Consider the following 22,659-nt stretch of genomic DNA (forward strand, 5'->3'; position numbering starts at 1 on the left):
TCGAAGCCCATTCGACCAGAAAGCGGATACCGTGCCGATTTTCGCCGTCCACTACACCTACTCCGACGCCACCGTTCCCGGTCGCGACGAGATCCGCCCCGTACACCGCGAGTACCTCGCCGGGCTCGCGAAGCAGGGCACCCTGCTGGCGCGCGGGCCGTACCCGGACGGGTCCGGCGCGCTGCTCATCTTCGATGCCGATTCGGCGGAGACCGTGGGCAAACTGCTTGCCGAGGACCCGTTCCAGGTGTCGAATCTGGTCGACGGCACCCGCGTGGTGGAATGGCTGCCGACCGACGGATTCCCTTCCGCCCCTTCGGCGTAACCGGTCCGGCTACGGGCGGTGCAGGCTCGCCAGATAGGCGTTGTACGCCCGTAGCTCGGCATCGCCGTCCGGGCGGGATTCGATGCGCGCGTTGCTCTCCTGCTCATCGCGCCGCCAGCGGATCGCGAACACGATCACCACGATGAGGCTGACCGGTTCGCCGTAGGACCAGGCCAGCGCGCCCGCGAGCCACTGATCACCGAGGATGTCCACGCCCCAGCCCGACGGCGGATCGGTGAAGCGGCGCACGATCGGCGCGGTCGACATCATCACGATGATGCCGATGAACACGTGCAGCGGCATCTCCACGAACACGTCGAAGAAGCGGCCCAGATTGGTTTGGCGGACCGGCAGTGGGCCGATCGACAGCACCGGGATGATGAACAACACCCCGCTGAGCAGGAAGAACAATTCCAGGCCGAGATGCCCGGCGACCGAGGAGCCGACCAGGTCCAGCACCGAGGTCAGGTAGAGGCCGTAGTAGGAGAACAGGAAGAGCGGGATCGTGCACGCCGGATGCAGCACGATCCGCGCGAGGCGGCTGCGCAGGCCGATCAGCGCCGCGCCCAATACGATTCGGCCCACACCGTGATGCGGGGTGGAACGCAGCAGCAGGACTCCGGGCGCACCCAGCACCAGTAGCGGCGGAATCGTCATCGACAGCGTGAGGTGCTGGAACATCCATACGCTGAACAGCTTGTAGCCGTAGCCCTCGACGGCCAGGCCCATCACCGTGATCAGCAGTGCGCAGCCGGTGAGGAAGCAGGCGGTGCGCCACCACGGCCATTCCCGCCCCGAGCGGCGCATGCGGCGTACGCCCAGGCAATACCAAAGGGCCAGGCCGAAACCGAGCGCGGGCAGCACCGGAATCGGCTGCGGCTGCCAGGCCAGCAGGTTCGCGAGCGAGGGCGGGGCCTCGGGCAGATGAATCGATCCGGCGAGGGTCAGCACATCGAAAACCCGTTCACCGCCGCCGAACTCATGCCAGCCCACCTTCCGTGCTCCGGTTGCCGCGAATCATCCGCAACTCTGCCGGAAACACACAAACATGCGCATGTTCTCATGTCAACCGCAGGGGCGGCCCTGGACACTTCGGCCCGGCCGCCGCGCACTAGCGAGCCGAGAGTGCCCGCCAGGTATCCGCGACGATCTCGTCGATACCGGAATGACTTGGCCGCCAACCGAGTTCGGCGATCGCCTTGTTCGGATCACCGATCAGCACCCCGGGCTCCGGGGCGGCGGGACCGTGTATCCGCCGCACCGTGCGCCCGGTGACGCGCTCGGCGGCGGCTATGACATCGAGAATGCTTGTCCCGCAACCACTCCCGATGATGTAGCGGGTGTCGACGCCCGGCTCCGGGCACCGTTCCACGCAGGCGGCGAACGCGGCGGCCGCATCGGCGATATGCAGGTAGTCCCGCACCGCCCCACCATCGCCGTTGATCCGCAGCACTTCTCCATCGCGTGCGGCGGCCAGCACCCGGGGAATCAACCGGGTTGGCTCGGGATCCGCGCCACCGGCAACATTGAGCAACCGAACCACCACCGCACCGAGCACCCCGGTTCGAGCCTGCGCCGCCACCGCGAACTCGGCGGCCAGTTTGCTGGCCGCGTAGGGATGCGGCGGCGCGTCCGGGGTCCACTCCCCCATCGGCTGAACCTCCGGTGAACCGTAAATCGATCCGGTGGAAGCCAATACGATGCGCAATACACCTTCTTCGGCCATCGCCTCCAGCAGCGCCACCGTCCCGCCGGTATTCACCCGGAAATACGGCAGCGGATCCGCCACGGACTCGCGCGCCAGCCCCAACCCCGCCAGATGGCATACCGCGTCCACCCCGGACACCGCGCGCCGCAATCCCTCGGCATCCAACAGCTCGGCCTCCCGAACCTCGGCCGCACCGTCGATCTCGGCCCGCGCCGCCCGCACCATCGCCACGGGCTCATGCCCCGCCGTACGCAACGCCCCCACCACGGCCCGCCCCACATACCCCGACGCCCCCGTAACCAGCACCTTCATACCCACACTCTCCCAATAGCCTGTCGGTGCCCCGGACTAGGGTCCCGGCCATGCAAGCCGCCACGGCCGCCGTAGCCGATATCGTGCGCACCTTGACCCCCTGGGATGCCCTGGAACACAGCCACATTGCCGAAACCCTGCGCTGGCTGTCCGAATCCGATGACATCTTCCGCAGAGTCAAACCGGCCACCCCACCCCGGCATCTGGTCAGCTACGTGGTGCTGGTGGATCCGAACGCACGAGCGGTACTCCTGGGCCTGCACCGCAAGGCCGGACTCTGGCTCCCGACCGGCGGCCACGTGGACCCGGGCGAACATCCGCTGACCACGGCGCGGCGCGAAACCGTCGAAGAGATCGCCATCGACGCCGACTTCACCGTCATCGGTGACACCCCGCTGTTCCTGACGATCACGACCACCGTGGGAATCGGACTCAGCCACGAAGACGTGTCCCTGTGGTACGTCATCCGGGGCGACCGCGGCCACGAATACGCCCTGGACCCGGCCGAATTCACCGACCAGCGGTGGTTTCCTCTGACCACACCAGAGTTGCCCGCGACCGACCCGTATTTCGATCGATTCCGCGCCAAACTCACTGCGACCCTGCACCTTTGAATTCGAACTCCATGCAGTCCAACAACACCTTGACCGTCGCCGAGAACGCCGGTTCGGTCAGCGCGATGCGGCTGCCATCGGGGTGAGGCCGAGGGCCGCGAGGTCGGCCGCGCCTCGGGTCGCGTGTTCGCCGCCGGCGAGGACTTTGCTTCGGGCGGACTGGTATCGGCAGTCGGCGGCGTCGAATGCGGTGACGGTGGCCAGGATTCGGTCCGGGTCGTGGGCCAGGACGGCTTCGGCACGATCGAGTATGGCGGTGGCGATCGGGTTGCCCGATACGGTGGCGCGGGCCTCGGCGATGCGGTCGGTCGCGGCCGGATCACCGTCGAGGGCGAAGGTTTCGGCGCGCAGGGCCACATACCAGTGCGACCAGATGGATGGGAAATCGCGCCACAGATCGCCGGGGGCCGCGTCCACGTGATCGAACGCCTCGTCGATCCGCCCGTGGTGCAGGAGGCGGAGCGTGTCGAAGACCGGACGGTAGCCGGGGTCGTCACCGGGTGGCGTACCGATCCGGTCGACCACCACCTGCCATTCGGCCCGGGCGGCTTCGTCATCGCGCAGGCCGTGGATCATGGCAACGCCGGTGGCGGCCGCGGCGAGGCCGGGCGCGCTCGGCGAGCCTTCGCGCTGCCAGGCTTCCAGGAACCTGATACCGCGGGTGCGCACATCCTCGACGTTGCCCGCCAGCGCGTCCGCCACCAGTAGACGACTGGTCGCGCGATGACCCACCTCCGCCAGCATCGGGTGATCGGCCAGGCGGCGGGCCGCGCGGCGCGCACCGCGCAGATCCCCCACGCCCACACCGGCTTCGGCGGCCCGGCCGAGCGCCTCGATCACCTCGTGCGTGCCGTCCGGCGTGGTCGGCGCGGCGGCGAGTAGCGCGACACGGCGCCGAGCGGTCGCCGACGCGGCCGGTGCGTCACCGACCTGACGCTGCGCACCGGTGAGCGCGTCCAGAGCCGCCGATTCGGCAAGCGGATCGCCGGTGCGGTGCGCCAACTCGACCGCCCGCTCCGCGCGCCGCAGCACCTCCGGGGCAGCGTCATCAATGCGGCTGTCGGACACTCCGGGCGATGCATGGATCGCAGCACCCGGACGAATACCATTGCCGGACAACACATCCGGTGCGGCGAAGGCGTTGGCGAGAACACCCGCCTCGGCGAGAGCGACAGCGGCCAGGGCGGCGGGGCTGCCCACGGCCAGGGTTCGCGCCTCGGCGATCAGGGTGGCGAGTTCTTCGCGCGGCGGATGCTGCCGGAAGGTGTTCCAGAACCGGTGGGCGCTGGTGGCGGCGGTGGCGAGATCGGCTGCCGCGCGGGCGGGTTCGTTCGCCTGTTGGGCGGACGCGGCGGCGGCGCGATACAGGCGATACATATTGTCGCCGCTGAGTTGACAGCCCGCGGCCGCGGCCGCTTGGCGGAGCAGCGCGGCGGCGTCGGCGGGATTGTCCGCGAAGGCGGCTGCTTGTTCGTAGCGCCACTGGGATTCGCCGGTGAGATGGCGGGTGAAGGCGAGGTTGGCGAAGTCGCGGGTCAGGCGGTAGGCGTCGGCGCGCCGGGCGGGTTGTTCGCAGACCCAGGTCAGGGCCACCCGCAGGTCGTCGGCCACCGCGTCGAAGCGGGGACGCCAATCCGGCAGCGGCACGGTCAGTTTGGCGGCCTCGGTGAGGGACCAGGCCAGGTGACGCGAGCGCGCGTCGTCCAGTTCACCGGCGTCGATGAGCTGCTCCATGCCGTATTGCCGGATGGTTTCCAGGGCTCGGTATTCGGTGCCGGTGGCGGTCGGGGTGACCGTGAGCAGGCTCTGCTCCACCAGGCGCGCCAATCCGGTTGCCACCGAACCCTTGTCGGAGCCGGTGACCTGTGCGGCGGCCGCGATGGTGAACGACTTCATGAAGACCGCGATGCGGCGCAACAGGATTCGATCGGCGGGTTCGAGCAGCGCGTGGCTCCAGTCCAGGGCCGCGCGCACCGAGCGGTGCCGATCATCGGCGCGGGCCCCACCCGCGAGCATGTGGAGTTGATCGGACAGGCCCTCGCCGAGCCCGTCCAGACCCAGCGTGGTCCAGCGCGCGGCGGCCAGTTCGATGGCGAGCGCGACCCCGTCGAGCCGGGCCACGAACGCGGAGACATCCTCGCGCAGAGCTTGATTCGGGGGCCAGCCACCCGCCGCCGCGCGGTCCATGAACAGTTCGACCGCGTCGGATTCGCCCGCGCCCGCCAGCGACATGGGCGGCACGGTGTACACGTGCTCGAACGGCACCAGCAGCCGGGCGCGGCTGGTAGCCAGCACCGTCACGCCCGGGCAGCTCGCGAGCAGCCGTTCGAGGAAGGGCGCGACGCCCTCGCGCACATGTTCGCAATTGTCCAGCACCAGTAGGGCATTGCGGTCCGCGAGCGCGGCCAACAGGGATTCGTCCATCGCGCGGCCGGGCTGTTCGCCGAGTCCCAGTGCGAACGCCGTGGTTCCGGCGACCACACAGATATCCGGGCTGGTGATGGGAACCAGATCCACGAACCACACGCCGTCCGCGAACTCACCGGTGAGTTCGGCGGCGACGGTCAGCGCGAGGCGGGTCTTGCCGACGCCGCCCGGACCGACCGCGGTCACCTGCCGCCGGGTCTTCAGCAGTTCGATGAGTTCGGCGCGCTCCCCGGCGCGACCGATGAACGAGGTCAGCGGCGTCGGCAGCACCGAGGCGGCGGACCGGGGGTGATCGGCGGGCGCGGACTGAGCGGCGTGCTGGGCGAGCGCCCGCCGATCCGCCACCTCGAGTTTGCGCAGCAGCGAGGAGACGTGACTTTCGACCGTCCGCACCGAGATGAACAGTCGCGCGCCGATTTCCGCATTGCTGAGGTGCTCGCCGACCAACGTGAGCACCTCGGCTTCCCGCGCCGAGATGTCCACTGTCGCAACCATGGGTCCCATTCTGCCGTACCCGCGCCGCAGCCCAGGATCGCCTGGGATCGCTCGGTACGGAGCACCGAATCGGCACTCAGTGGTGGATTCCGTGGTGAGCACGGATGTCGCGCACCCCCTCCGGACGAGAAGCTTAAGTCACGTCCGGAGCACCTCCCCCGGCACCGAAACCCCCACCTCAGGAGCACAAATGACCACCACCCAGGGCATCCGGACCGTACTGCATCCCGTCACCGATCTGGCCGTCGCCAAGGCCGTCTACACCGCCCTGCTCGGTGTCTCCCCGCAGACCGACTCCCCCTACTACGTGGGCTTCGAAGCCGAGGGCCAGCACATCGGACTCGTCCCCGACAACGGCAAGCAGCAGCTGGCCAACCCGGTCTCCTACTGGCACGTCACCGATATCGAGGCCAAGGTCGCCGAAATGATCGCGGCCGGGGCCACCGTCCGGCAGGCCGCCAATGAGGTCGGCGGCGGCCGTCTGGTCGCCACCCTCGCCGATTCAGACGGCAATGTGCTCGGACTCATCCAGGACCGCTGAAACCCGCCCGCACCAGCAACTTTCACATCATTCAGGTAAGGAAAAGAAAATGACCACCACCGCCAAGTCCGCCGTCTCCTTCTCCGCCGACGAGCGCGCCGCCATGAAAGCCCATGCGCAGGAACTGAAGACGACCGCCCGCCGCAACCCGAAGAACGCCAAGGCCGATGGTGAGCGCGATGTGCTCGCCAAGATCGCCGAGATGGACGGGTCCGATCGCGAGCTCGGCGAACGCATTCACGCCATCGTCACCGCCAACGCGCCGCACCTCGTCCCGAAGCTCTGGTACGGCATGCCCGCCTACGCTCGCGACGGCAAGATCGTGGTGCATTTCCAGTGCGCCGCGAAATTCAAGTCCCGGTACGCCACACTCGGTTTCAGCGATCCGGCGCAGCTCGATGACGGCACCGTGTGGCCGGTGGCCTTCGCGCTGATGTCCCTGACCGCCGCGGACGAAGCGCGCATCGGAGAGCTGGTGGCGCGGGCCGCGTGCTGAACGCCACACCCCGGTTGGCGCGTTTGCCCGATGCTGACGCGTTCCGCACTGGTCCGGTAGCGACTACGAAGCAACACTGGATACCCGCACCACACCCATGGTGCGGGTATGCGTTCGACATCCCGAACGCCCTTGGCTGCCGATCTGATCCAGAGCGGACATCCCCATCGAACTGCCCGTGAGGAGACGTCGTGCAACATTCCCGAGAACGCGCCACCGCCTATGTGATCGAAGCGTTGGAGGCCAAAGGCACCGCGACCCGGGACGATTTCGACGTACCCGGCATCGTCGCCACCTCGCACGCGATCACCGAAGGCTGGGACTTCTCGGAAATGGAACGGTCGATGTTCTGGAATATCGCCGCCAGCTACCTGAAGGCTTGACGGAAACCCTGGACGGCCCGGCCCAGAAGCCCGGCGGCCCAGCCGAATCCCACATCGGCCCAGCTCAGTCCCTCACGGCTCAGCCGAATGGCGCGTTCGGATGCGAACGGGTGACCACCGCCCAGCGCAGGGCCGCCCGGCGCATGGACGCGGTATCGGAGTAGCCGAGCAACTGCGCCTGTCTACCCCTGCTCACCGGCCCGCCGATCGAGGCCGCGGCCAACCGAGCCGAACGCGCCCGATCCAGTTCCCGCCGCCAGGTCGTACCCGCTTCGGCGAGACGGCGTTGCAGCGTGCGCGGACTGGTGGCGAGACTGCGCGCCACCCTTTCCAGTGAGATATCGCCCGCGTCGAGCGCCTCGGCCACCGCGACCGCAACCCGTTCGGGCCATGCCGATTCCAGTGGCGGGGGCGGCGGCAGCGCCTCCGCCAGCGGTTTCAGCACGGCCGCGAGCACCGGATCGGCACTGGTGAGCGGCATATCCAGATCCGTGGCCCGGAATGTCATGGCATCGGTGTCGGCGCCGAATTCGATGACGGCGGAACCGAATACCTCGCGATACACTTCGATCCGGCGCGGGGCGGGGCGGCGCAGTGAGACCCGGATCGGATCCAGCGGGGCATCGATGACGCGCCGCGCTCGAGTCAGCACCGCGGTCAATCCCCACAGCTGGGTGTAATCCCTTGTGGCGTCACCACCGTCGACCATATCGAGTCGCAGCGCCGGACCGCCCTCACCCTCGACCAGATCGAACCGGTGGTTGGTGGTGACCGCACTGACATACGGCCCGCAGGTCGCCAAACCCGCGCGCAGCGTCGGCGCACTGGTGAACAGGTAGTCGTACAGCCGAGTCGCCTTGAGCTCGTACCGGCTCGCCACCCGCAGTGCCACATCCGGATCGCCGAGCATCCGGGCGCCGACTTCCCATAGCCGCCAGAAGGTTTCGCTGGGCACGTGCACGCCATTGCCGGTCAGCGTCCAGCCCGGCACCCCGGATTCCCGGATCAGTCGCGCTCGATCCAGTCCCATGGCTGTCAGCTGCGAGATCACGAACCGGTGCAGCAGAGTCTGATCGGTGCCCAACGCCCCTCCCTCAACCGCTCACATGGTCGACGGCCAGGACAGTACCGCACCCGGCAGGCCCTCCGGAGCGAGAATCGTGAGCCCGTCAGCTCGCGTGGTGAGCAGCGAGCGCACGAATTCCAGGTGCGCGGGCAGGACGCGCTCCCAGATCGCCCGGGCGGCCGGATCGATGAATCGGACGAAGGTGGCAAGCAGTACACCGGTTTCATCGCATCGGAAGAGCAGCTGCCCCTCGAAGCCCCGGGTGGATTCCGCTTGCAGCAGTAGATATTCGGGCGAGGAGCGCGCGATGGGCCAGCCCGCGATCGTCCCCTCGGAGCCGGCGGGGGCGAGCTGGAGCGCGATCCTGCGCCAGCCCTGCCGCAGTGCCGCGCCGACGTCCGGGGCTACCTCTTCCATGATCTCGCGAGCCCACCGTTCGACCGACTGCCGACCGGATGCGCTGGTGCGCAACAGGTGTGCGTCGTAGTGGCCGAAGTCGGTCAGGGTGCAGAGGGCGAGGGTCTCGGCATCGAGGCTCACCTCCTCGACGATCGGCGGTTCGGTGTCGAAGGACCGCTCGTCACGGTGCGTCATGTGAATTCCTATCGATCAATGCCGCCGGTGGCGCGTGTCCCGCGCCACCAATAGATACAGAACAGTACTGTATCTATTGTGGATGATTGAATCAACAGCACCGACTACTGATTGGCTGACACCCCATGGCCCCACCGGTGCGCACACCCCGACAAGCCTGGATCGACGCCGCCCTGGCGGTCCTGGCCGAGGCCGGCGCCGACGCCATTCGGGTCGAAACGCTCGCCGCCCGGCTCGACGTCACCCGGGGCGGGTTCTACCGGCAGTTCGCGAGCCGCCAGGAACTACTCGACGCCGTGCTCGACAACTGGGAACTGCGCACCGTCGACGAGGTGCGCGAGCGGGTGGAACGCGAGGGCGGCGACGCCAAGGACAAGGTGCGCAAGGCCGGTGCGCTCACCTTCTCCCCCGGGCTGCTGCCCGTCGACCTAGCCGTTCGCGAATGGGCGCGCCGCGATCCCGCCGTCGCGGTTCGACTCCAGCGAGTGGACAACGAGCGCATGGCGTATCTGCGCGATCTGATCGGCACCATCAGCGACGACCCGCGCGATGTCGAGGCCCGTGCCATGCTCGCGTTCTCCCTGGTGATCGCCAACTATCTGATCACCGCCGAGCACGACACCGGCAACCGTACCGAAATCATCGACAGCGCAATCCAATTCGTGCTGAAGTAGCCCTCCCCACGCTCAGCGCGCGGCCGCGATCCGCTGACAGATGCGCGGCACCGCCGTCCCGATCGGCTCCCGGATCACCTCGACCGCCATATCGTCGTACGGGGTGGGAGCGTTGTTCACGATGACCAGATTCGCGCCGCCCCCGACCGCGAGCGCGCACAGCGAGGCCGCGGGCTCGACCTGCAACGACGTACCGATCGCGAGGAACAGCTGACTGGCCGCGGCGATGACGCGTGCTTTGTTCAGCACGTCACCATCGAGCTGTGCACCGAACATGACGATGGACGGCTTCAGCATGCCGCCGCAATCGCAGCGCGGATCCTCTTCGCCCGCAGCCACTTTCGCCAGGGCATCGGCGGTCGCACCGCGCTTTCCGCATTGACGGCAATCCACTGTCGCGAAGCTGCCGTGCAATTCGAGCACCTTGCGTGCGGGTGAGCCACCGCGCTGATGCAATCCGTCGACATTCTGGGTGAGCACCCGCATGGCGATGCCCGTGCGATCGAGTTCGGCCAGCGCGCGATGCGCGGCATTGGGTTCCGCATCGGTGCGATGCAGCGCGTTGAACTCGCGCCAGAATTGCGCGCGCATATCGGCCGAGGCCAGGAACTCACGCTCGGTGAACGCACCGGCGAGCGACGGGTTCCTGGTCCAAGTCCCTTGCGGCCCACGGTAATCGGGCAGTCCGGAATCGGTGGAGATCCCCGCGCCCGTCAGCACCGCCACCCGGGACACACCGCTTGCCCAGCCCATCTCTTCCATACCGGGGAAGGTAGGCGAGCCGGGCAAGCGCACGCGACCGAATTTCGAAGCCCTACCGGTCCGGCTGATTCCGGAACAGGCGATCAACCCGGACACCCGCGCGGGCTTCGGGGGTGCTGATATCGAAATACTGTGCGGGCGATACCTGATGCCGCCTGGCCACCATCGAGGCCGGGATCGATTCGATTTTCGTGTTCAGGGCGCGGACATTCGCGTTGTAGAGACGCCGGGCCGCGGCGATTCGATCCTCGACATCACTCAGTTCGCGTTGCAGCGCCGCGTAGTTCTTGACCGATCCGAGGTCCGGATACTGTTCGGCGAGCGCGGACAAATGTGACAGTGCCGAGGTGAGGGCATTCTCGGCGGTCGCGACACCGGTGATCTCGGCGCGGGTTTCGGCCGGGTCGGCAGCGAGTGCGCGCGCACTGTTGCGCGCGGACGTCACGGCCTCCAGGGTGCCGCGCTCGAAAGCGGCGGCGCGTTCGACGGTCGCCACCAGATTCGGCACCAGTTCGTGGCGGCGCTGGAGTTCGACATCGACCTGCCGCCAGGATTCGGCGACCAGATTCCGCAATCGCACGAAATCGTTGTACGCGGCGAAGTACCACAGCACCGCCACCAGTGCGATGACGATGAGCACTACAACGATGAGGGTCATGCGTGTTCCCTTTCGGTGGGAGATCCGTATTCGGTCCAGACGAATCGTGGAATGCCATCGGCGATTACGCGCATCGCGTCGAAGACGGCCCCGATCTCGCGTGGCCGGTTGCCCAGGGTGGTGGTGCCGACCAACAGGTTTCCGACGATCTCGAATTTGGTCAACATGACCGCGCCGCCGTGCTGTCCAGCGATAGCCAGCAGTTTGTCGATCGTGCGGGGCGTGAGCACCGCGTGCGCGAACCTCGGATTCGCCGAATACACCGAGAACTTGTCGTTGAAGTCCGCCGATTCGAACTCCACGCGCGCACCGGTGGTCATATCCAGGGTCACCCCGAGCGTCAGCCGGGGTAGTGCCGCAGGCAGCGTCAGTACGAAGACGTTCCGATAGTGGGTGCTGACATTGATCCGGTTGTTGTGCAGCCAGGTCAGGTGGAAGAAGATCGCCGGATAGTCGCCGATCCGACCCCGGATGGTGTCGCGGATCCGATAGCGCCGTGCCCGGCCGATATTGAATGGCGGAAAATCCCAGGTCGGCACCGGCCAATCGGAAGAGCGGAGGTACTCGAAACCGTTCTCCCCCGCCCATCGCGCCGTCCACCGCTTACGCAGGGATTTCACGATAATCCCCGATGGCAGGAAAGCCAGGAATGGGGTGAGCGGCAGCAATACCCAGGCGAGCGGGCGACCGTGATCGTGCCACCACCGATACTGGAAGATCACCAGCACAATGAAAGTCGCCAACGACAAGGTATTGAGAAACCACGGCCGCGACCACACCGGGCCACTGTCACCGCGCGCTTCCCGCTCGATCACATCACTCATCACACCCACCCCCACGCCGCCCACCATGAGCGACCGCACCGATTCTCCCAGGCACCCGCAACCGGTTAAACACCTGGTCCCGGCCCGGCAAGGCCCCCGGCCACCAGCGGGCAGTTAATTCGGTTTCGCCCCCGGCGACCGGCTGCTACCTTCGATACAACGATCCGATACGAGAAAAGGGAAGGCGGAGAACATGTTCGGACAATCGCTCCGCCGCCGTATCAACAGCGGTCCCTAGGTCTACCGGTAGACCCGCAGGGCCGCTCTGGCGAATCAGCCACGGAGCGGCCCTTCTGCATTCACCACCCGCGCACCTCGATGACGAGTCGATGTCAATGCTGACATCCGCGCGGGGACATGTGCCCGTAGCTCAAATGGACAGAGCACCTTGCTACGAACGAGACGGTTGGAGGTTCGAATCCTCCCGGGCACTCCACTGCTCTCTGATTACGAATTCTCGGAAAAGACACTGTGCATTTGTTGTGTCTGGTACGCATGAATCGGCTGACCGGCAGCAGCAATTGATTCACATTTGGCCGCTTTTTTCGACATGGAAGAAGGAGCTATGAGAATCAAACGATTCACTGCGACCGCTGTGCTCGCAATCGGAGTCACGGTATTCACCGCAACCGGTGTGGCGGGTGCGGACCCGTCTGCGGAGAGCCCGGATCCCGCTGTCGGGCAGAGTATTTCGATTCCCGTGGAGGACGCGCCGCCACCGGCGGCCGGAACCGTCGATGATCCCGATGTGACCATGCATCAGTGCAATGCCATTCTCGGGGCGCTGGCCGGTGGTCTCATCGGCGGCACCTTCAGTGCGCTACCCGGGGCGCTGGTCGGCGCGGGTATCGGCGCACTCATCGGCTGGTCGCTGCTCTATCCGCCGGGACCGCCGCTGGCCTGCTGGCAGCCGCCCGCACCGAATTGATCCGCGGCACACCCACCGGCGCACCATCGGGCCCGTATCTCCCGATGGCGCGGCCGGGGGTGATCAGCTATCGGAGTCGCCGGAGTCCGGGGGTTCACCGCCGCCGCCGCGAATGGTCCAGAGCAGGCCGTCCAGTTCATCGGGCTTGATGAGGACATCGCGGGCTTTGGAGCCCTCGGACGGGCCGACCACTTCCCGGGTTTCCATCAGGTCCATCAGGCGGCCCGCCTTGGCGAAGCCGACGCGGAGTTTGCGCTGCAACATCGAGGTGGAACCGAACTGGGAGGTGACGACCAATTCGATGGCTTGCAGCAGCAGATCGAGGTCGTCGCCGATATCGGGGTCGACGTCCTTCTTCTCGCCGGTCTTGGCGGCGGTGATGCCTTCCTGATACTCGGGCTCGGCTTGGGTTTTGGCGAAATCGACGACGGCCTGGATTTCCTCGTCGGAGATGAACGCGCCCTGCAGGCGGGTGGGCTTGCTCGCGCCCATGGGCAGGAACAGGCCGTCGCCCATACCGATCAGCTTTTCCGCACCCGGCTGATCGAGGATCACTCGGGAGTCGGTCAATGACGAGGTGGCGAAGGCCAATCGGGACGGCACATTGGTCTTGATCAGACCGGTGACCACGTCCACCGAAGGGCGCTGGGTGGCCAGCACCAGGTGAATGCCCGCCGCACGCGCCTTCTGGGTGATGCGGACGATCGCGTCCTCCACATCGCGCGGGGCGGTCATCATCAGATCGGCGAGCTCGTCGACGATGGCGAGGATGTACGGGTACGGGCGATAGACCCGTTCGCTGCCGAGCGGGGTGGTGATCTGGCCCGATTTCACCTTGCGATTGAAATCGTCGATATGACGAACCTTGTTGGCCTGCATGTCCTGATACCGCTGCTCCATCTCCTCCACCAGCCAGGCCAGCGCGGCGGCGGCCTTCTTGGGCTGGGTGATGATGGGGGTGATCAGATGCGGAATGCCCTCGTACGGCGTGAGTTCCACCATCTTGGGGTCGATGAGGATCATGCGGACCTCATCGGGGGTGGCCCGATGCAGCAGTGAGATCAGCATGGAATTCACGAAACTCGACTTACCCGAGCCGGTGGAACCCGCGACCAGCAAATGCGGCATCTTGGCCAGATTGGCGCACAGGTATTCGCCCTCGATGTTCTTGCCGAGGCCGATCACCAAGGGGTGGTGATCGTTTCGGGTCGAGGGGGCCTTGAGCACATCGGCCAGGCGCACCAATTCCCTATCGGCATTGGGCACTTCGATGCCGACCGCGGATTTACCCGGGATGGGTGCGAGCAGTCGCACATTCTCCGTCGCCACCGCATAGGCGATATTGCGGGCCAGCGCGGTGATCTTCTCGACCTTGACGCCCGGGCCGAGCTCCACCTCGTAGCGGGTGACGGTCGGACCGCGCACGAAACCCGTTACCGCGGCATCGATTTTGAACTGGACCAGCACCTCGGTGATGGCCTCGATCATGGATTCATTGGCGGCGCTGCGCTTCTTGGGCGGTTCGCCATCAGTGAGCAGGGTCAGCGGCGGCAGGTTGTAATCGCCGTCCACCTCCCGCTCGGTGACGAATTCCAGCTGCTGCGGCGGCGGGGGCGGCGGGGTCTGGTCGACGACCTTGGGGGCCTTGCGCGCCTTGGGTTTCGGCGGCTCCTCGACCGCGATCTCCTTGGCGTCCTGCAGCGGCGGCTCACCGATGATCTCGGTGGCGGCGTCCGAACCGCCGAATTCGTCGGCCGGATAGTTCTCCGACGGGGTGCGCCCGCGCTTGCGGGACTTCACGCCCTCGTGGCGCGGGAACCCGTCCTCGTCGTAATTGGCCGGATCGTAGAGACCGGGTTCATCGGAGTAGCTCTCGTATTCGTCGCCGCGACTGCCGGTGCCGAACATCTCGCGCAGCGCCTCGGGCACCTCGCGCACCGTGGTGCCGGTGAGCAGCAGCAGCCCGAATCCGATGGCAAGCATCAGCAATGGCACCGCCAGGAACGCGCTGAGCCCATCGCTGAGCGGGCCGCCGATGACATAGCCGACGAATCCCGCGCCGTGCGCGCGACCGTGCATATCGGTGGGTGAACCCGCGGCCAGATGCCAGATGCCCAGCAGCGGCAGGCCGGTGAGCAGCCCGCCCAAGACCAGGCGCGGCCGGATCTCCGGATGCGGTTCGGTGCGCATGAGAATCACCGCGATACCGATGGCCACGAACGGCAGTGCCGCCGAGGCGGATCCGGCGATCCAGCGAATCGCGGTATCCACCCCGCGCCCGACCGGGCCGCCCGCGGACAACCACACGGCGACCGCGATGACAATGCCGAATGCCACCAGCCCGAGCGCGATTCCGTCGCGCCGATGCCCGTGCTCGATCTCCCCCGCCCGGCTCACCGCCCGCGTACTCGCGCCCAGCCCGCGCGCCAGCATGTTCCAGCCGTTGTTCACCGCGCGCGTGACCACCGCCAGCGGCGCGGTATCGGACCTGCGCCGCGGCGCGGGCCTGCGGGCCGCGGCCGGACGTTTGGGGCGTCGAACACGACCGGCGCTAGCGGTGCGACCGCCCGCGGCGGTACGCGGAGTACGCGCCCGGGACCGTGCAGGAGTCTGCCCCCGCGTCGATCCCGCTCGCGAACGTGACGTTGCGGCACCGCGGGACTTACCTGGCATGACCCCCAGGCTAGCCGCAAACGCCCCACCCGGACCATCCGCAACACCCGGCCCACCCACAACAGCTCTGTGGGATAGGCAACGCCTATCGCCACCGGAGCCCGGCAAATCCGCCGATCACATGCTCCCGCACCCCTGCCCGGAATCGAGCGGTGTCACGCCGACGCTACGAAGAACGGCGTGTCGCCGACCCGCGACCGCACCCGTCCGAGGGGGCTGCCCGGGGAACTATGCGGCGTGGCACCGATTCAACGCGGGTCGATACCACGGCCGTGCTGCCTCACCCGGCGACGGAAACCGGTTCGGAGCGGCCCGGGTGCGGGGTGGGGCCGATGAGCGCGCCCCAGCGGATCAGGGCCTGGTCGAAGTCGGGAATCTGGGTGATGGCGATGCGATAGCACTCGGCGGCATCCACATTGCGGCCCATGCGGCGCAGGGCCGTGTACCGGACCAGCAGGTTGTAGAGGTTGTAGGTGTGCAGCACGCCGGGCCGGGAGGAGTCGCGGGTGGCTTCGGCACGTTCGGCGTGTTCGGCCGCCTGCGGGAGGCGGCCCGCGGACAGGTGCGCGACGGCGGCGCGGGAGTGCACGGTGGATTCGAAGCGGGTGGAGCCGCCGCGGCGGGCGGTGCGCAGCGCGGCGTCGAACAGGCGAGCGCCCAATTCGTCTTCCCCCTGACCGCTGAGCACGCAGGCCGCTTCGGTCAAGGCCCACATGACATTTCGGCGGGTGCCGGGGCGGGTGTCACCGACCACGGCGCGGGCGGCGGCAGCGAGCGAATCCCGGTCCCGGCCCGCGGCCGAATGTGCCTGGGCGAGCAGCGAATACGCGGTCCGGACGCATTCGGGGCTGGCACCGGAACGGTACAGCCGCAACGCGGCCGCGAAATGCGTCGCGGCACGGACCGGATCATGATGATGCATGCCGAGCGCACCCGCGAAAATACGCGTGGTGCCCGCGACCCAGGGTTCGACCTCGGCGTCGATATCCTCCAACAGCCGATCCACATGCGCGGCTGCCCTTTCCGGCTCACCGTGTTCGGAGATGACCACGAACACCAGCGCCAGCCGAGCCCGACCGGCCGACGCCCGATTGCCGTCGGCCTCGCAGGCACGGACCAATTCCTCCAGCGCCTTCTCGATATCCACGGTCGCATCGCTGGCGAGCATGGTGCCGGATACCGCGAGCGCGAGATCGGCGGCGAGCAGCCGATGCCGCCGCGTGCCCATCACCGCCAATCGGTACAGCGCCACCAGATTTCGCCGCTCCACATTCATGAAATCGCGGGTGGAATCGAGATCGGACAGCCGGGTGCCGGGGTGGGCGGTGGCGGCCAGGCCCAGCCGAACCCCCGGATGTCGCACGCGCAGCACGGTTTTCATGGTCGCCAGGTAGTAGTCGAGCAGACGCTCGACGGGATCCACGACCGCGCTTCGATCCGGTACGGCGGTCGGCTCGGCCTGCTGACAGCGGGCCGCGAACAGGCGCATCAGATCGTGGTAGTGGTAGCGGCCCCGGCCCACCGTCTCCAGCATGCCGCGATCGACGAGCTCCTCGCACAGATCCTCGGCGAGCGGATCGGTGGTGTCCAGCACCGCCGCGGTGGCGGCCAGCGGCAGATCCGGTAGTTCGGCGACCGCGAGCAACCGGAAGGCGCGTGCGGCCTCGACCGGCAGCTGCTCGTATCCGGCACGGAAGGCCGCGGCCAGCGCCAGATCCCCGGCGCGGAAACGGTCCAGATCATGGCGTTCGGCGGCGAGCCGGTCGGCTTCGGAGACAATGGTCCACTGCGGGCGGGCCGCGACCCGCGCCGCCACGATCCGCACCGCCATGGGCAGCCGGCCGCACAGTTCGACAATGCGACGGGTGGACTCGGGTTCGGCGTTGACCCGGGCCGCGCCCACGATCCGCGTGAAAAGCGCTGCGGCCTCCTCGGTTTCGAGCACCTTCAGCGCGGCCGATCGCGCGCCCGGGAGCGCCGTCATCGGCCGCCGGGCCGTCACCAGCACCGCGCAGCCGGGCTCACCGGGTAGCAGCGGTGCCACTTGCGCTGCGTCACAGGCATTGTCGAGGACGATCAGCATGCGCCGGCCACTCACCGCGGATCGGAACAGGGCCGCGCGCTCGGCCACCCCGGTGGGCACATCACGCGGCAGTACATTCAGTCCGCGCAGAAGCGCGCCCAAGACCTGTTCGGGTTCGGCGGGATCCGCGCCCGCCCCCTGCAGGTCGACGTACAGCTGCCCGTCCGGATACCGATCCCGAATCCGGTGTGCCACATGCAATGCCAGCGCCGTTTTCCCCACCCCGCCCATGCCCGAGATGGCCACGATCGGGGTGATGCTGTCGGACAGTACGCCGCACAGTTCCCGCACCAATTCTCGGCGGCCGGTGAAATCGGCTGTGTCGGGCGGCAATTGCGCCGGTCTCGGCGGCACCACCACCGCGGATCCCTCGGCGGGCAGTTCGTCGGACAGGATCCGGCGATGCAAATCCAGCAGTGCGGGACCGGGTTCGATGCCCTGCTCGGCGACCAGCAGCCGCCGGATGCGCTGATATTCGCCCAGCGCCTCGGTGCGCCGCCCGGCCCGGTAGAGCGCGGTCATCATGAGCCCGCGCAACCGTTCGCTGTGCGGATCGAGGGTGATCAGCGCGTCCAGATCGGCTAGGGCGCGCGAATAGTCCCCGCGCTGCACGGTGATCTCGATCAGGTCCTCGCGCAATACCCGCTGCAAACGACGCAGCCGGGCACGTTCGGCGCCCGCCCAGGGCCCGGGGACACCGGCGAGCGGATCACCGCGCCACAGCCGCAGCAGCGACCGCAGGATGGCGTCCGCGTGCTCCACCTGTCCATCGGCGCGGGCGCGTTCGGCCTCGGCGCGGCATCCGTCGATGCCATCGATATCGAGTTCGAGCGGTCCTTCCAGGCGATAGCCGCGCGACTCGGAGAACAACCGCACCGATTCCGGTCGCGCCGCCAAATGCTTACGCAGCGACCACGCGTAATTGCGCAGCGCACCCACTGCGGAGGACGGCCGATCGACACCCCAGATGCCGTCGGCGAGTTCCTCGATCGATACGGTGCGCCCGCGGGCGAAGGCGAGCATGACCAGCGCGGCTTGCTGCTTGGGTGGCATGGGTGCGGTGGGGACGCCCTCCGCCGCCAACTCGACCGGCCCGAGCACCGCCAGTTGCCAAGACATTGCCTACCACCTCATCGCACCGCGGGCCGCTGCCGAGCACAGAAACTACCGACCGACGCGTGATCGTTTCATGATCGGTGGTCACGCTGCCACCCGGCGCGGGCGGACCGATGCGGGCGCGAGCTGGTCAGACGCTGCGGTCCAATGCGTACACGGCCTCCACATCGGCGGGGTCGCCGGTGGCTTCCAGTCGCACGGCATTGCGGCCGAAGGCGTGGAACAGCAGTTCAGAGGGTTTTCCGGCGAGTACGACGGTGCGCTCGCCCGCCTGGTGTGCGACGGTACGGCGGCCGTCGGGCGTCGCGAGCGCGACGGTAACCGTCGATTTGCGATATGCCATGCGCGATAGGCCGGTCAGGACTTTCCAGAGCCGGTCCTCATCGGCGGTGGAAAGTTCGCGCGGTTCCCAGCCGGGTTCGGCGCGACGCACGTCCTCGTGGTGGACGTACATCTCGGTGAGGTTCATCAGGGAGTCGACCGGTCGCAGAAACCAGGGCGGACCGCCCGCGATCTCGGCGAGCAGCTCCGGGAAGGGCCGCTTCGCGACCTTGTCCTGCACCCGTTCCAGATAGGGCGCGAAGGGCTTCAACATGATGCCCGGGGCGGCGTCGGGGCGGCGTTCACGAACGATCAAGTGCGCGGCCAGGTCTCGCACCGTCCAGGTGCCGCACAGGGTGGGCGCGTCCGGACCGGTGGCGGTCATGGTCTGCACCAGTGCCTGGCGCTCCCGTTGGGCCATACTCATGACGCCACACTAACCGGCTGGTTGGACTGATGCATCGTGCGCATGTGGCCTCTGATCACATGATCGCGTCGGTTGGGTTGCCCTTCAATTGCTGGACGGTCCGGCAGGTTAAGCCGAACACCCGGTCCGCCATAAGGTCGTCCCTTGATCATTTACGCGCCGCCCGATCCGATACCGGATGGGGCGGCGGGATATGCCGCCGCCGAGCCGGTTCCGGGTTGGCGTCGGCGAATCCGTGTCGGTAGCTTGATCACTCGGTCCATCGGGGAATGGATCCACTGCATACGAAGGGGCAACACCTTGAAAAAGATCGTCAGTGGCGCCGCCGTGATGGTCGCGGCCGCGGGCTCACTACTGGTGAGTCTGGCGGCTCCGGCCGGGGCATATACGGACAACTTCGGCGCGATCGCGCTGTCGCCGTCCACCGGCCGGATCGGCTACTCCTATGACTACCCGGATCGCGCTGCCGCGCAGGGCGGTGCGATGAACTCCTGCACCTTCGACGACTGCCGTGTCGTCGCCAGCTTCGGCAACGGTTGCGGTGCGGTTGCCTACTCCCGTCGCGCGGGCCTGTACACCTACGGTGCGGCGTACTCGCGTTCGGCGGCCCGCACCCAGGCGCTCACTCGGAACAGCTCCGACGCCACCATCATCCACTGGAACTGCACCACCGGCTACCAGCTCTAATATCCGTTCAGGGGAGAAAATTCGTTGAAGCACAGCATCTTCCGCGCCACCGCCGCAGTGGCGCTGGCCGCCTCCGCGTTCGGACTGGTCGCCTGCAGCACCGCCGAGACCACCTCGACCGGCACGACCACCAGCGCGTCCGCGCCCACCAATAACTTCCAGGGCAGCACGGACGACACCAAGGAGACCGGCGCGCCGCCGTCGACCACTCCCGCCCCGAACCTGCCCAAGCCGACTGTCGCCGAACTGAACGACAAGATCACCAAGGCATTCGACCCGTCGATCGACGCCAAGACCAAGATCGACTGGATCGAAAACGCGGGCCAGGACCCGCAATTGGTCGCCAAGCTCGTCGACGCCGCCAAGAAGAACGACGTCAAGGTCGAGATCACCAACGTTCCGGACCCGGTCGACGGCAAGCTCAAGGCCAACGCCAAGGTCACCATCGCGGGTAGCCCGGTGGACAACGCCACCGTCGCCTTCGTCGCCGAGGGCAACGAATGGAAGGTCGACCACGCGTTCGCGTGCAGCATCGTCACGGCAGCCAAGCTGAATTCTGCTGCCTGCCAGGACAACTAGAGCCTTTACGAGGTTCCCGCCCCGGCAGTCAGGCTGTCGGGGCGGTTTTGTGTGCGGGGTTCTGTAACCGGATTCTGGTTGGCCGCCACGCCGCAACTACATGCCTAGATGCGCATATTTAAATGTAAGTATTTGGATGGTTCAAGACACCCCGAAATGAAAGAGCGATTCTTCTGAAAGAGCTTGTATCACAATAGATTTCGTCTATTGTGACCTGCTTTTCGGGAGTAGAATGGAGCTATGAATCTGGGGGGAAACACCGAACTTGCGAACGGCGCACACGCGCTGGGCGCGGCGGTGGATACCCTGCTCGAATCGTGCATGGATCCGCATACCGATGAAGAGTTCATTGCGGTGATGCGTGAGGTTGAGGCCAGTGTGCGCAAGCTCGAAGCGGTCAAGCATCGGTTCACCAGCGAGGTCAGTACTCGGAGTTTGCCGGGGCGGTATGGGAGCCCTACTCCTGCGGCGTTTCTGCGGCAGACTCTGCATTTGTCCAATGCTGATGCGGTGTCTCGGGTGCGGGCGGCGGAGAAGCTCGGGGTGCAGACGTTCACCACGGGAATCTTGGAAGCGCCGTTGGCGTATGTCGCCGAAGCTCAGCGTGAAGGGGAGATTTCCGGGGATCACGCGCGTCAGATCATGGCGATCATGAATCGGTTGCCCGGTGAGCTCGATATGGGCAAGAAGGAAATGGCGCAGGAGATCCTGACCGACTACGCGCGCAACGGATTTCCCGACGCACTGCCCCGCCTCGGGGAAGAAATCATGATGCGTGTGGACCCCGACGGGCAGTTGGCCAAAGACGCTGACCGGCAGCGGATGCGCGGGATCACCATCGGACGCCAGCGTGTGGATGGGATGTCCACGGTCTCGGGTGAGCTCACCCCGACCCTGCGCGCGGTGCTGGACCCGGTGCTGGCCAAACTCGCCCGCCCCGGCATGTGTAACCCTGATGATCCCGAAAGCCCGTGGACCGCAGACGAATCCATTCACCGCGAGGTCGTGGAAGCCGCCGCCAAGCGTGACACACGTTCGGCCGCGCAACGTACCCACGATGCCTTGTTGGGATTCCTGCGCCCGGAGATCGGTACCACCAACCTCGGTTCACACCGTGGGCTGCCCGTCTCGACCGTGATCACCATGAGCATCGGTGAGGTCGAACGTGCCGCCGGTGTCATCACCACCGCATCAGGCGGGACGGTGTCGGTGCCCGAAGCGCTCAAGTTGGCGTCGAAGTCGATTCCGTACCTGGCGATCTTCGACCCGAACGGTATGCCCCTGCACTTGAGCGGCAAGCGCGTCGGCACCAAAGCCCACCGCCTCGCCACCAAAGCCCAACGCTTGGCGTTGACCGCCGCTGAAAAGGGTTGCACCCGACCCGATTGCGACGCCCCCGCCACCATGTCGGCCGTGCACCACATCGTGGAATGGGCCAAGGGCGGACCCACCGACATCGAAAACCTCACCCTGGCATGCGATTCCTGCCACGCCCTGGTCCACGACGGGCCCGGCGGTTGGAAAACCGTGGTCATGGGACCCGAAACCGACTACCCGGGACGCACCGGATGGATAGCGCCCTCACACATCGACCCGACCGGGACACCCCGAGTCAATCACCGGCACCATCCGGGTGAGTTGATGGCCGCGTCCCTGGCCCGGATTCAGGAACGCGATCGATGCACGGCCGATCGGCGCAAGCAGTGGTTGAACCGACGCAACGCGACCCTGAAACAGCAATCGCCCTCGGGGGCACCGCCATGCGTCCCGGGGCCTTCGTAGCAGACCCATGCCCGAACCCCGCTTTCCAGCGGGGTTCAGCAGAATGCCACGAACTTTCGGAGTGGGAACCTCGCCTGCCGTACCCGGCTTTACCCCTCACCTTCGGGAACCCGCCTCACCTTCCCGCCTGGCTGGTCGGCTGTGGTCACCTTCAGGGCCACTACGCCAAAGACCAAGGGCCCCA

The 22,659-nt window shown here is 67.0% G+C and carries 21 protein-coding genes and 1 tRNA gene; 11 read left to right on the forward strand and 11 right to left on the reverse strand.

Annotation, left to right across the window (positions count from 1 at the left end):
* Positions 1-31: 31 nt before the first annotated feature.
* On the forward strand, positions 32-325 hold the full coding sequence (locus ACFVUS_RS11320; protein ID WP_387763965.1) for a YciI family protein: 294 nt from the start codon (positions 32-34) through the stop codon (positions 323-325).
* 9 nt (positions 326-334) lie between these two features.
* Here ACFVUS_RS11320 and ACFVUS_RS11325 read toward each other — a convergent pair whose 3' ends face one another.
* Both ACFVUS_RS11325 and ACFVUS_RS11330 read right to left on the reverse strand, forming a co-directional pair.
* Complete coding sequence (locus ACFVUS_RS11325) at positions 335-1,276, reverse strand: cytochrome c oxidase assembly protein (RefSeq protein ID WP_387765507.1); 942 nt, start codon at positions 1,274-1,276, stop codon at positions 335-337.
* A 160-nt stretch (positions 1,277-1,436) separates the two neighbouring features.
* Entirely contained in the window at positions 1,437-2,345 is a 909-nt protein-coding gene (locus ACFVUS_RS11330; RefSeq protein WP_387763967.1) for an NAD-dependent epimerase/dehydratase family protein, read from the reverse strand.
* A gap of 50 nt (positions 2,346-2,395) precedes the next feature.
* On the opposite strand from ACFVUS_RS11330, the gene ACFVUS_RS11335 reads away from it, so the two are divergent.
* Entirely contained in the window at positions 2,396-2,959 is a 564-nt protein-coding gene (locus tag ACFVUS_RS11335; RefSeq protein ID WP_387763969.1) for an NUDIX domain-containing protein, read from the forward strand.
* A 57-nt stretch (positions 2,960-3,016) separates the two neighbouring features.
* On the opposite strand, the gene ACFVUS_RS11340 is transcribed toward ACFVUS_RS11335, so the two are convergent.
* Positions 3,017-5,881, reverse strand: coding sequence for an ATP-binding protein (locus ACFVUS_RS11340; protein ID WP_387763971.1), 2,865 nt, complete (start codon positions 5,879-5,881; stop codon positions 3,017-3,019).
* Positions 5,882-6,071: 190 nt separating this feature from the next.
* Between ACFVUS_RS11340 and ACFVUS_RS11345 the strand changes: the two genes are divergently transcribed.
* From ACFVUS_RS11345 to ACFVUS_RS11355, 3 genes are all read left to right on the forward strand, one after another.
* Complete coding sequence (locus ACFVUS_RS11345) at positions 6,072-6,422, forward strand: VOC family protein (protein ID WP_387763973.1); 351 nt, start codon at positions 6,072-6,074, stop codon at positions 6,420-6,422.
* A 49-nt stretch (positions 6,423-6,471) separates the two neighbouring features.
* Positions 6,472-6,918 (forward strand): iron chaperone, encoded by a 447-nt coding sequence (locus ACFVUS_RS11350; RefSeq protein WP_387763975.1) that lies wholly within the window; start codon positions 6,472-6,474, stop codon positions 6,916-6,918.
* A 191-nt stretch (positions 6,919-7,109) separates the two neighbouring features.
* On the forward strand, positions 7,110-7,301 hold the full coding sequence (locus tag ACFVUS_RS11355) for a hypothetical protein (RefSeq protein WP_387763977.1): 192 nt from the start codon (positions 7,110-7,112) through the stop codon (positions 7,299-7,301).
* A 79-nt stretch (positions 7,302-7,380) separates the two neighbouring features.
* On the opposite strand, the gene ACFVUS_RS11360 is transcribed toward ACFVUS_RS11355, so the two are convergent.
* Both ACFVUS_RS11360 and ACFVUS_RS11365 read right to left on the reverse strand, forming a co-directional pair.
* A complete protein-coding gene (locus ACFVUS_RS11360) occupies positions 7,381-8,385 on the reverse strand; it encodes an AraC family transcriptional regulator (RefSeq protein ID WP_387763979.1) in 1,005 nt (334 codons plus the stop codon).
* An 18-nt stretch (positions 8,386-8,403) separates the two neighbouring features.
* Positions 8,404-8,961 carry a hypothetical protein gene (locus ACFVUS_RS11365; RefSeq protein ID WP_387763981.1) on the reverse strand — a complete coding sequence of 186 codons (558 nt, stop codon included), beginning with the start codon at positions 8,959-8,961 and terminating at the stop codon, positions 8,404-8,406.
* A gap of 125 nt (positions 8,962-9,086) precedes the next feature.
* On the opposite strand from ACFVUS_RS11365, the gene ACFVUS_RS11370 reads away from it, so the two are divergent.
* Positions 9,087-9,635, forward strand: coding sequence for a TetR/AcrR family transcriptional regulator (locus tag ACFVUS_RS11370; protein WP_387763983.1), 549 nt, complete (start codon positions 9,087-9,089; stop codon positions 9,633-9,635).
* Positions 9,636-9,647: 12 nt separating this feature from the next.
* On the opposite strand, the gene ACFVUS_RS11375 is transcribed toward ACFVUS_RS11370, so the two are convergent.
* From ACFVUS_RS11375 to ACFVUS_RS11385, 3 genes are read right to left on the reverse strand one after another with little or no spacing between them, the layout of a single operon-like run.
* Positions 9,648-10,397, reverse strand: coding sequence for an NAD-dependent deacetylase (locus tag ACFVUS_RS11375; protein WP_387763985.1), 750 nt, complete (start codon positions 10,395-10,397; stop codon positions 9,648-9,650).
* A 52-nt stretch (positions 10,398-10,449) separates the two neighbouring features.
* Entirely contained in the window at positions 10,450-11,055 is a 606-nt protein-coding gene (locus tag ACFVUS_RS11380; protein WP_387763987.1) for a LemA family protein, read from the reverse strand.
* On the reverse strand, positions 11,052-11,879 hold the full coding sequence (locus ACFVUS_RS11385) for a DUF3137 domain-containing protein (RefSeq protein WP_387763989.1): 828 nt from the start codon (positions 11,877-11,879) through the stop codon (positions 11,052-11,054). Before ACFVUS_RS11385 ends, ACFVUS_RS11380 begins: the two co-directional genes overlap by 4 nt.
* A 359-nt stretch (positions 11,880-12,238) precedes the next feature.
* Between ACFVUS_RS11385 and ACFVUS_RS11390 the strand changes: the two genes are divergently transcribed.
* Positions 12,239-12,315: transfer RNA gene (locus ACFVUS_RS11390), tRNA-Arg, on the forward strand.
* 129 nt (positions 12,316-12,444) lie between these two features.
* Positions 12,445-12,807, forward strand: coding sequence for a hypothetical protein (locus ACFVUS_RS11395; protein WP_387763991.1), 363 nt, complete (start codon positions 12,445-12,447; stop codon positions 12,805-12,807).
* A gap of 63 nt (positions 12,808-12,870) precedes the next feature.
* On the opposite strand, the gene ACFVUS_RS11400 is transcribed toward ACFVUS_RS11395, so the two are convergent.
* The 3 genes from ACFVUS_RS11400 to ACFVUS_RS11410 form a co-directional block, all read right to left on the reverse strand.
* Positions 12,871-15,480: a DNA translocase FtsK gene (locus ACFVUS_RS11400; RefSeq protein WP_387763993.1), complete on the reverse strand. Its 2,610-nt coding sequence runs from the start codon at positions 15,478-15,480 to the stop codon at positions 12,871-12,873.
* A gap of 280 nt (positions 15,481-15,760) precedes the next feature.
* Complete coding sequence (locus ACFVUS_RS11405; protein WP_387763995.1) at positions 15,761-18,682, reverse strand: BTAD domain-containing putative transcriptional regulator; 2,922 nt, start codon at positions 18,680-18,682, stop codon at positions 15,761-15,763.
* A gap of 127 nt (positions 18,683-18,809) precedes the next feature.
* Positions 18,810-19,427 carry a TIGR03085 family metal-binding protein gene (locus ACFVUS_RS11410; RefSeq protein ID WP_387763997.1) on the reverse strand — a complete coding sequence of 206 codons (618 nt, stop codon included), beginning with the start codon at positions 19,425-19,427 and terminating at the stop codon, positions 18,810-18,812.
* 300 nt (positions 19,428-19,727) lie between these two features.
* Here ACFVUS_RS11410 and ACFVUS_RS11415 point away from each other — a divergent pair, with 300 nt between their 5' ends.
* From ACFVUS_RS11415 to ACFVUS_RS11425, 3 genes are all read left to right on the forward strand, one after another.
* A complete protein-coding gene (locus ACFVUS_RS11415; RefSeq protein ID WP_364631112.1) occupies positions 19,728-20,114 on the forward strand; it encodes a DUF4189 domain-containing protein in 387 nt (128 codons plus the stop codon).
* A 24-nt stretch (positions 20,115-20,138) separates the two neighbouring features.
* Entirely contained in the window at positions 20,139-20,693 is a 555-nt protein-coding gene (locus tag ACFVUS_RS11420; RefSeq protein ID WP_387763999.1) for a hypothetical protein, read from the forward strand.
* A 240-nt stretch (positions 20,694-20,933) separates the two neighbouring features.
* A complete protein-coding gene (locus ACFVUS_RS11425) occupies positions 20,934-22,475 on the forward strand; it encodes a DUF222 domain-containing protein (protein ID WP_387764001.1) in 1,542 nt (513 codons plus the stop codon).
* Positions 22,476-22,659: the final 184 nt, after the last annotated feature.

It is taken from the genome of Nocardia sp. NPDC058058 (genome assembly GCF_042885355.1).
In the GTDB taxonomy this organism is placed as follows: Bacteria; Actinomycetota; Actinomycetes; order Mycobacteriales; family Mycobacteriaceae; genus Nocardia.

Bases quoted from the DNA above. Each gene is read 5' to 3' on its own strand.
- ACFVUS_RS11330 (WP_387763967.1), bottom strand. From the start codon at position 2,345: ATGAAGGTGCTGGTTACGGGGGCGTCGGGGTATGTGGGGCGGGCCGTG.
- ACFVUS_RS11335 (WP_387763969.1), top strand. From the start codon at position 2,396: ATGCAAGCCGCCACGGCCGCCGTAGCCGATATCGTGCGCACCTTGACC.
- ACFVUS_RS11340 (WP_387763971.1), bottom strand. From the start codon at position 5,881: ATGGTTGCGACAGTGGACATCTCGGCGCGGGAAGCCGAGGTGCTCACG.
- ACFVUS_RS11345 (WP_387763973.1), top strand. From the start codon at position 6,072: ATGACCACCACCCAGGGCATCCGGACCGTACTGCATCCCGTCACCGAT.
- ACFVUS_RS11350 (WP_387763975.1), top strand. From the start codon at position 6,472: ATGACCACCACCGCCAAGTCCGCCGTCTCCTTCTCCGCCGACGAGCGC.
- ACFVUS_RS11365 (WP_387763981.1), bottom strand. From the start codon at position 8,961: ATGACGCACCGTGACGAGCGGTCCTTCGACACCGAACCGCCGATCGTC.
- ACFVUS_RS11370 (WP_387763983.1), top strand. From the start codon at position 9,087: ATGGCCCCACCGGTGCGCACACCCCGACAAGCCTGGATCGACGCCGCC.
- ACFVUS_RS11375 (WP_387763985.1), bottom strand. From the start codon at position 10,397: ATGGAAGAGATGGGCTGGGCAAGCGGTGTGTCCCGGGTGGCGGTGCTG.
- ACFVUS_RS11380 (WP_387763987.1), bottom strand. From the start codon at position 11,055: ATGACCCTCATCGTTGTAGTGCTCATCGTCATCGCACTGGTGGCGGTG.
- ACFVUS_RS11385 (WP_387763989.1), bottom strand. From the start codon at position 11,879: ATGAGTGATGTGATCGAGCGGGAAGCGCGCGGTGACAGTGGCCCGGTG.
- ACFVUS_RS11395 (WP_387763991.1), top strand. From the start codon at position 12,445: ATGAGAATCAAACGATTCACTGCGACCGCTGTGCTCGCAATCGGAGTC.
- ACFVUS_RS11400 (WP_387763993.1), bottom strand. From the start codon at position 15,480: ATGCCAGGTAAGTCCCGCGGTGCCGCAACGTCACGTTCGCGAGCGGGA.
- ACFVUS_RS11405 (WP_387763995.1), bottom strand. From the start codon at position 18,682: ATGTCTTGGCAACTGGCGGTGCTCGGGCCGGTCGAGTTGGCGGCGGAG.
- ACFVUS_RS11410 (WP_387763997.1), bottom strand. From the start codon at position 19,427: ATGAGTATGGCCCAACGGGAGCGCCAGGCACTGGTGCAGACCATGACC.
- ACFVUS_RS11425 (WP_387764001.1), top strand. From the start codon at position 20,934: ATGAATCTGGGGGGAAACACCGAACTTGCGAACGGCGCACACGCGCTG.